Source organism: Sphingobacterium sp. T2 (assembly GCF_000814685.1).
GTDB lineage: Bacteria > Bacteroidota > Bacteroidia > Sphingobacteriales > Sphingobacteriaceae > Sphingobacterium > Sphingobacterium thermophilum.
Genome location: NZ_JXAC01000101.1, coordinates 1 through 6,958 on the forward strand (window position 1 = coordinate 1; position 6,958 = coordinate 6,958).

Genomic DNA, 6,958 nt, shown 5'->3' on the forward strand with positions numbered 1-6,958 from the left:
TTACCTGGGCCGTGATGGTGTTTAGCGAGCGCGCCATAGCGTGGCGCAGCGACATTTCCTGATACGACACCGACCAATCTGCATTTTTAGGTTCCCATGTTTCAGGCCATTCTTTACCCATAAACTCTATTTTCACGGGCTTATCGACGAACGTGTCGCTAGGCTCAGCTGCGCCGTCCAACTACCGCCGACAATAAGTACGCAAAAGGTTTGAAGGTAGAGCCTGCCTGTCTTTTAGCCTTGATTCACATGATCAAACTTAAAGAAATGATGGTTGATACCTCCTACCCACACCTTGATCTCTCCAGAGTACGGATTCATCGCCATCATACCTGTATTCAGCATCATGACATAATGCTTCAGCGAATCCATAGTGGAGTAGTTTACCTTCTTCATGCCATCCCAGGTAAACACCTCCATTTCTTTCTTCTTACGAAGCTCCTGAAACACACTATCTTCATTATTATTAAAGCGCTGCATCAAACTCTGATAAATAGGCAGCTTGCGTGCCTGATTTTCAAGGAAGTCCGGAATGACGTTACCCTCTTTGTCGCGCCATGGTTCTGTGCCGGACCAAGTGTTTTCCAGACGTCGCTGCAGCTCTTTCATCTTTTTGGCTACCACCTCTTCGGCAATCTTCTGCATCCTCGAATCTATAGTGGTATATATTTTTAGTCCCGCCTTATTGATATCGATTTCATTGTCCTGACTCCACTTGTCCAGCCATCTATATACGGCCGATCGCAAGTAAGAATCGTTAGCATCCACCTTGGCATGGTAACCTAAGTCTAACTTTAACGAATCTTGTGCCAATTGTGCTACTTCATCCGAAGATAGAAATCCCGCTTTCTGCATCTGCGAGAGCACCACATTGCGACGTTGCAGTGCATTTTTAGGGTTACGGATGGGATTATATATTGTAGTACCTTTCAACATCCCCACCAGTAGGGCACTCTCATTGGTGTTCAGCTGTGAAGGAAGCTTATTGAAATAGCGTAGCGATGCCGACTTGATGCCGAAGGCGTTGTTGCTAAACGACACCGTATTGAGATACATCGTGATGATTTCCTTTTTGCTGTATTTGCTTTCCAGTTTGTAAGCCGTCATCCATTCTTTATACTTGGTGACTAAGATGCGTAGGCCTGGAATTTTACTCAAGTAGCCTTGGGAATGGCTATAACGTGTTTTGAACAAGTTCTTGGCGAGTTGCTGTGTAATGGTACTAGCTCCCCGCTGATCACCCTTCAAGGTAGAAACAATCCCCGACGCCAAGCCGAGAAAGTCCACCCCATGGTGCTTGTAGAAACGAATGTCTTCCGTAGCAATCAACGCATTGATAACATCCGACGAAATGCTGTCGAAAGGTATAGGATCACGATCCTCATCGAAGTACCTTCCTATCAACACAGAATCGGCAGTATATAGCTCTGATGCCACATTGAGTGTAGGCATTAGAATATCTTTCCGCGTAGGAGAATAACCAAACAACCATAAAAAGTTAAGCTGTACGGCACAGGTGAACAATACGACACAATAAACTGTTATTATAAGGTATCGTAAGGGCCGATTTTTTACACGTCTAAACATAGAGTAAATATGAAAAATAGTTTGTTATTATCCTACGAAAAATCCGGATAAATAAACCCCTGTTAATAAAATTAACGATTTTTAACAAAAGATAATAATGGATTAAATCTTACATTCCCAAATACTTCTGTAGTATAATAAGGACAAAGACAAAATGAAGTCTTGCTATGCCTAAAATTATTCATTTTATTTAAGTAAATTTACCTTGTGATATTCTAACGAGAAACATGTTAAAACAGACTTTACAACAGAAATTATTACAAAAGTTATCTCCGCAACAGATACAGTTTATCAAGCTGCTGCAGGTTCCTACAGCATCATTGGATGCCCGCATAAAAGAGGAACTGGAAGAAAATCCTGCCTTGGAGGATGCTAGTTTGGTAAACATGAACGAACCCTTGGAGGAATATCCGGACAAAGATCCCGACGACTACGAAAAGGAAGGAGAAGATTCTTTCGAAGAAGAATTTTCCCTGGAAGAATATATACAGGATGACGACTATAAAGACTATGGGAGCAATTACAATAGTGACGACGAAGAAGAGCACAAAGAGATTCCCATACCGGTACAGTATTCTTTTTTTGAGAAACTACAGAATCAGCTGGATCTCCTTCCGCTGACCGATAAGGAATACCTCATAGGAAATCAAATTATTGGCAGCTTGGACGACGATGGCTATCTGCGTCGTCCTATCCTTTCACTTATCGACGACTTGGCCTTCTCGCAGAACGTCATGGCCGAAGAGAGTGAAGTATTGGATATGCTTCATATTATCCAAGGTTTTGAACCTGCAGGTATCGGCGCACGCAACCTTCAAGAGTGTCTCCTTATCCAGTTGCGTAAAAAAGACCAAAACAACGAAATCATACAAAAAGCTATCCAGGTGGTAGAAAATTACTTGGATGAGTTCACCAAAAAACATTACGACAAAATCGAAAAGCAGCTCAACGTGACTTCGGATGAGCTCAAGGAAATCATCAACGAGATCCTGAAGCTGAATCCTAAGCCGGGTGATTCTTCTTCGGCATCGGGAAAGCAGCTGCAGATTATTCCGGATTTCCATATCACCAACAACGACGGCGTACTCCATCTTACACTCAACGGACGCAACGCTCCAGAGCTTCGTATCTCGCGCACCTACCAAGAGATGTTCGAGCACTACGAAAAGGCAGAAAAGACCGACAAAAAAATGAAGGAGGCCGTGCAGTTTGTGAAGGCTAAGATAGACTCCGCAAAATGGTTCATCGACGCCATCAAACAAAGGCAGCAAACGCTGCTAAAGACAATGAACGCCATCATGAACTATCAATACGAATACTTCCTGACTGGCGACGAGCGCAAGCTCAAACCCATGATCCTGAAAGATATAGCCGAAGAGATAGGAATGGACATCTCCACCGTGTCTCGTGTGGCCAACTCTAAATATGTGCAGACCGAGTTTGGCACCTTCCTTCTAAAATCTTTCTTCTCGGAAGCCATACAAACCGACTCCGGCGAAGAAGTATCCAATAAGGAGGTGAAGAAAATTTTGGCAGAATGTATTGCTAACGAAGATAAACGCAAACCTTTGGCAGACGAAAAGCTGACAGAAATCCTCAAAGAGAAGGGATACTCCATAGCCAGACGTACCGTCGCCAAATATCGGGAATCCATGAATATCCCGGTAGCACGCTTGAGAAAGGAATTATAAAATAATTCCTTTCTTTTCTTTTGGAAAAGAAAAAAGGTCAACTGCTTTCGCAATTGACCTCTTTATCTCGATACAAACTACCGATTAACCAAGATTTTCTCTAAGTAACGATTGTTTGTAGATAGCTTTCTTAAGTTGTGTACGACGAGTTACAGACTTCTTCTCGTACGCTTGACGCGCACGTAGCTCACGTAAAACACCTGTCTTCTCAAACTTCTTCTTAAAGCGTTTTAACGCTCTATCTAAAGATTCGCCCTCTTTAACGTTTACGATAATCATAGTCTCTGTATACCTCCTTTCGTTGTAAAATTCTTTGTGCTTGCAAAGGTAGGAAATTGTTTCATACTAGCAAACATTATTTCACAATTTCTTAGAAATTATTTCTATTTCCTTTATATCAGTGCTAATTCTTTTACGATAACTTCCAAAGGTCTTTCACGAGTACACAGCTCAACTTTCAGACCTAATTGTTGTGCCGTACGCAAATGCTGTGGACTGTCGTCAATAAATACAGTATGCTGTGGATTCAGATTATGCTGCTGCAGCACATATTCGAAAATCTCAGGATCCGGCTTTCGCATACCCATAAGATGGGAATAGTAGGTTTTCTCGAAGAATGGCGTGTTGTCCTCTACCCCGTACTCTTCTTTTATCTGTTGCATACAGCGTGCATAATGAATAGGATTGTTATTGCTCAGCAAGAAGGTTCTATATCTTTCTTTAAGCTGCAGGAGGAGTTCATGCTTGCCTTGGGGCACGCCGATAAGCAGCGCATTCCAAGCCTCATCGATCTGCGTGTCCGTCAGCTCCGGCTTTCCGGCCAAAGCACGTATTCCGTCACGAAACTCGGTCGAAGAGATAAGCCCCTTATCAAAATTGTCAAAAAGTTCGATCTGGCCATGATGAGCAAAGATTTCACCCGCATTTTCTATACCTAATTGAGAGAAAGCATGTTGCTGATTTGACGAATCAAATCATGAAATCACATTGGCATAATCGATGGATTAATATTTCAATTTTTTGTATCATTTTAAATTTGTTTTTTTCCCTACAAATATCAATATTTGCATCGTCAAAACGGGAATAAATCTCAATTTGACAAACAAAAATGCTCCCATAGCTCAGTTGGTTAGAGTAGAAGACTCATAATCTTTTGGTCACAGGTTCGAGCCCTGTTGGGAGCACAAAAATCCTCACAGAAATGTGGGGATTTTTTTGTTTATAAACGTCATCTATTCAAATATTTAACCTTATCAATAAAAATAGAACCTGCAAACATTCTGATAATTGAAGCAATAAGAGCTAAAATAATCTTAGTAGTAGAACAGTTTAGCGTTATTGTAAATAGTACTTCCATATCATCGGACATATAATTTTTACTCCTCAACTTACTCTGTCGACAAGGCACGTAGGACAGCATAGCTGTCTTCCGGCAAGGTATCTGCAAAGATGGGCTTTATAGCAGACCACAGAAGGTCGAAATATGCCTCCACCTCTCCCTTGGTTGTTTGGTACCCTATCCACTCTGTCGCATCTTTATTTCCTGGAATGTACCACCTTATCCTATCGGCAAAAAGACGCATTATCCTTTCCTTATCTCTCCACTTCAAAGATTCAAGGAAGATATTGACAATTACTCTCGTAGCTCTCATCACTAAAGCGATCTTAAGTTTATCCACTGCAAAAAAAAGCTATGGTGTCTCCCCACACCGCTATGGTGACAATACCACCTGTCTCCATCATGCTGATGAATGAAAATAATATAGCGACAGCGACATCGCTAACTATCAGCCTGACTATATCCAAAGCTATTATAATTTTAGTTCGGCCTTTAAGGATGGGGTTGCTCAGTGCGGTATTTAAGACGAAGAAAGAAAAAGTAATCAGAAAAAAACTGGTACGGATACACACCTACATCATACAGAGATAAAAAAGCAAAAGCTCCTGACCTAGCGTAAACCACTCCATTTTTTCCGTTCCCGGGCAGCGTAGAACCATCCGGTACCATGATAGTGGCGATATAGAGCGAAAACCTATCTCAAAACATCTGTGCTTTCAGACAATAATCATAATGTAAATTTAATGAGTATAAAAATTTAAGAATTACAGAAAAAACAAGGAGAAGAACTATAATAAACGGTTTCTGAAAAGGCTCATATAAAAAAGAGCAGCAGCCTGTTCGGCTGCTGCTTAATAAATGAATACTCTAGAATAATAAAACATCTACCAAATTTATTCCAGTCCACTTATATTTTCATGCGAAATATAGCAAATTTCAGGCCATAATCCATAAAAAATTTATTATTTCACAAAACACATCACAACAAACTGTATTTCAACACATTAAAACTATTAACCATATTATATTTCATTACGACTCTTCCCAATGAGAGCGCAGGATTCATAACCCTGAGCTCTTCAGCTGTTGTGAATTGCTTTCAAACTTAGGTTTTCCGATATTTACAACAACAGTCCTGTTTGGTATGATGTTGATTATTCCGTTGTGAAAACATTTGGGTTGCCTCTTGTCCATAAATCAGGAGGCATTTTTTATTCTCCCCTTTTAAAATTTATCAAATCCTTTTTTGCGCACCGCTTCTCCAAACAATTCCTTTAAAATGACGTTATATTAATAAATTTATTAAATATGCTTACTATATTTAGTACTTGGAACTATTTTTGAAAAACGATAAAATGATGAAGATGAATATTTTTAAGACTGCACTGGTAGCTACAGCTTTATTTGCTACTCAGACGACATTTGCACAATTTAAACAGACCCCACTTCCATATGCGTATGACGCCTTGGAAGGAGCTATCGACGCCAAGACCATGGAGATCCACTACAGCAAGCATGCTGCAGGATATACGGCCAACCTGAACAAAGCTATTGCAGGAACGCCGGCAGAGAAAGAATCTATAGAAAATATTTTAGCTAAGGTGTCACAATATTCAGATGCCGTGCGTAATAATGCGGGAGGCCACTACAACCACGAGCTGTTTTGGTCTATCCTAACCCCTAACAAGGGTACTAAACCTTCGGCAGCCTTACAGAAGGCTATAGACGAAACGTTCGGTTCCTTGGATGCCTTGAAAGAAAAAATCAATGCTGCAGGTGCGGCACGCTTCGGTTCGGGATGGGCATGGCTTATCGTGGACAATGGAGGCAAGCTGCAGGTAACCTCCACCCCTAATCAGGACAATCCGCTCATGGATTTTACTAAAGAAAAGGGAACGCCAATCTTGGGTATAGATGTGTGGGAACATGCCTACTATCTAAGATATCAAAATAAGAGAGCGGACTATCTCACCACGATCTGGGATGTTATCAACTGGGAGGAAGTATCGGCACGATATGAGAAAGCCTTGAAAAAATAAAAACAACAAAGCCCTGAACATTGGACTGCCCCCAAAAAGTTGGACGAATTTATGCAATATTTTTGATATGATGAGCTCGGTATTCTACCGGGCTCATTCCATTTAAATTAGTTCTTATCCTTTTGTCGTTGTAATATTTAATATATTCTATAATATCCCTAGTTAATTCCAGTATTGACCTATATTTCTTTAAATAAACAACTCATTTAGTACCCAAAAGTTCTCTATAATAGCCATTATCTAGACATGTTTCCCTTTCTGACAGCTTCTGAATAATTTCATTGTCTTTTAATAGATTTTGA

8 protein-coding genes, 1 tRNA gene and 1 pseudogene are annotated in these 6,958 nt (G+C 40.6%); 3 read left to right on the forward strand and 7 right to left on the reverse strand.

What is annotated here, in order from left to right; genetic code table 11:
* Window positions 1-181, reverse strand: a 181-nt coding sequence (locus SD31_RS18860; protein WP_231561308.1) for a hypothetical protein, incomplete at its 3' end; no start/stop codon positions are given.
* Between the two features lie 53 nt (window positions 182-234).
* The gene (locus SD31_RS07680) at window positions 235-1,524 is read right to left on the reverse strand and encodes a transglycosylase domain-containing protein (RefSeq protein WP_231561309.1); all 1,290 of its coding nucleotides are present in this window, start codon (window positions 1,522-1,524) and stop codon (window positions 235-237) included.
* Window positions 1,525-1,814: 290 nt separating this feature from the next.
* On the opposite strand from SD31_RS07680, the gene rpoN reads away from it, so the two are divergent.
* Complete coding sequence (gene rpoN / locus SD31_RS07685) at window positions 1,815-3,278, forward strand: RNA polymerase factor sigma-54 (protein ID WP_039053705.1); 1,464 nt, start codon at window positions 1,815-1,817, stop codon at window positions 3,276-3,278.
* Window positions 3,279-3,362: 84 nt separating this feature from the next.
* On the opposite strand, the gene rpsU is transcribed toward rpoN, so the two are convergent.
* Together rpsU and SD31_RS07695 are read right to left on the reverse strand one after the other, a co-directional pair.
* A complete protein-coding gene (gene rpsU / locus SD31_RS07690; RefSeq protein WP_039053706.1) occupies window positions 3,363-3,557 on the reverse strand; it encodes a 30S ribosomal protein S21 in 195 nt (64 codons plus the stop codon).
* 113 nt (window positions 3,558-3,670) lie between these two features.
* The gene (locus SD31_RS07695; RefSeq protein WP_231561311.1) at window positions 3,671-4,102 is read right to left on the reverse strand and encodes an HAD-IA family hydrolase; all 432 of its coding nucleotides are present in this window, start codon (window positions 4,100-4,102) and stop codon (window positions 3,671-3,673) included.
* Window positions 4,103-4,388: 286 nt separating this feature from the next.
* Between SD31_RS07695 and SD31_RS07700 the strand changes: the two genes are divergently transcribed.
* A tRNA-Ile gene (locus SD31_RS07700) sits at window positions 4,389-4,462 on the forward strand.
* A 204-nt stretch (window positions 4,463-4,666) separates the two neighbouring features.
* Here the strand turns inward: SD31_RS07700 and SD31_RS07705 are convergent.
* The gene (locus tag SD31_RS07705) at window positions 4,667-4,930 is read right to left on the reverse strand and encodes a hypothetical protein (RefSeq protein WP_197053597.1); all 264 of its coding nucleotides are present in this window, start codon (window positions 4,928-4,930) and stop codon (window positions 4,667-4,669) included.
* Between the two features lie 19 nt (window positions 4,931-4,949).
* Complete coding sequence (locus SD31_RS20115) at window positions 4,950-5,084, reverse strand: hypothetical protein (RefSeq protein ID WP_262506579.1); 135 nt, start codon at window positions 5,082-5,084, stop codon at window positions 4,950-4,952.
* Window positions 5,085-5,957: 873 nt separating this feature from the next.
* Between SD31_RS20115 and SD31_RS07715 the strand changes: the two genes are divergently transcribed.
* The gene (locus SD31_RS07715; protein ID WP_231561313.1) at window positions 5,958-6,656 is read left to right on the forward strand and encodes a superoxide dismutase; all 699 of its coding nucleotides are present in this window, start codon (window positions 5,958-5,960) and stop codon (window positions 6,654-6,656) included.
* 49 nt (window positions 6,657-6,705) lie between these two features.
* Here the strand turns inward: SD31_RS07715 and SD31_RS21220 are convergent.
* Window positions 6,706-6,843 (reverse strand): annotated as a pseudogene (locus tag SD31_RS21220) (IS3 family transposase); the annotation flags it as partial.
* Window positions 6,844-6,958: the final 115 nt, after the last annotated feature.

Bases quoted from the DNA above. Each gene is read 5' to 3' on its own strand.
- rpoN (WP_039053705.1), top strand. From the start codon at position 1,815: ATGTTAAAACAGACTTTACAACAGAAATTATTACAAAAGTTATCTCCG.
- rpsU (WP_039053706.1), bottom strand. From the start codon at position 3,557: ATGATTATCGTAAACGTTAAAGAGGGCGAATCTTTAGATAGAGCGTTA.
- SD31_RS07705 (WP_197053597.1), bottom strand. From the start codon at position 4,930: ATGAGAGCTACGAGAGTAATTGTCAATATCTTCCTTGAATCTTTGAAG.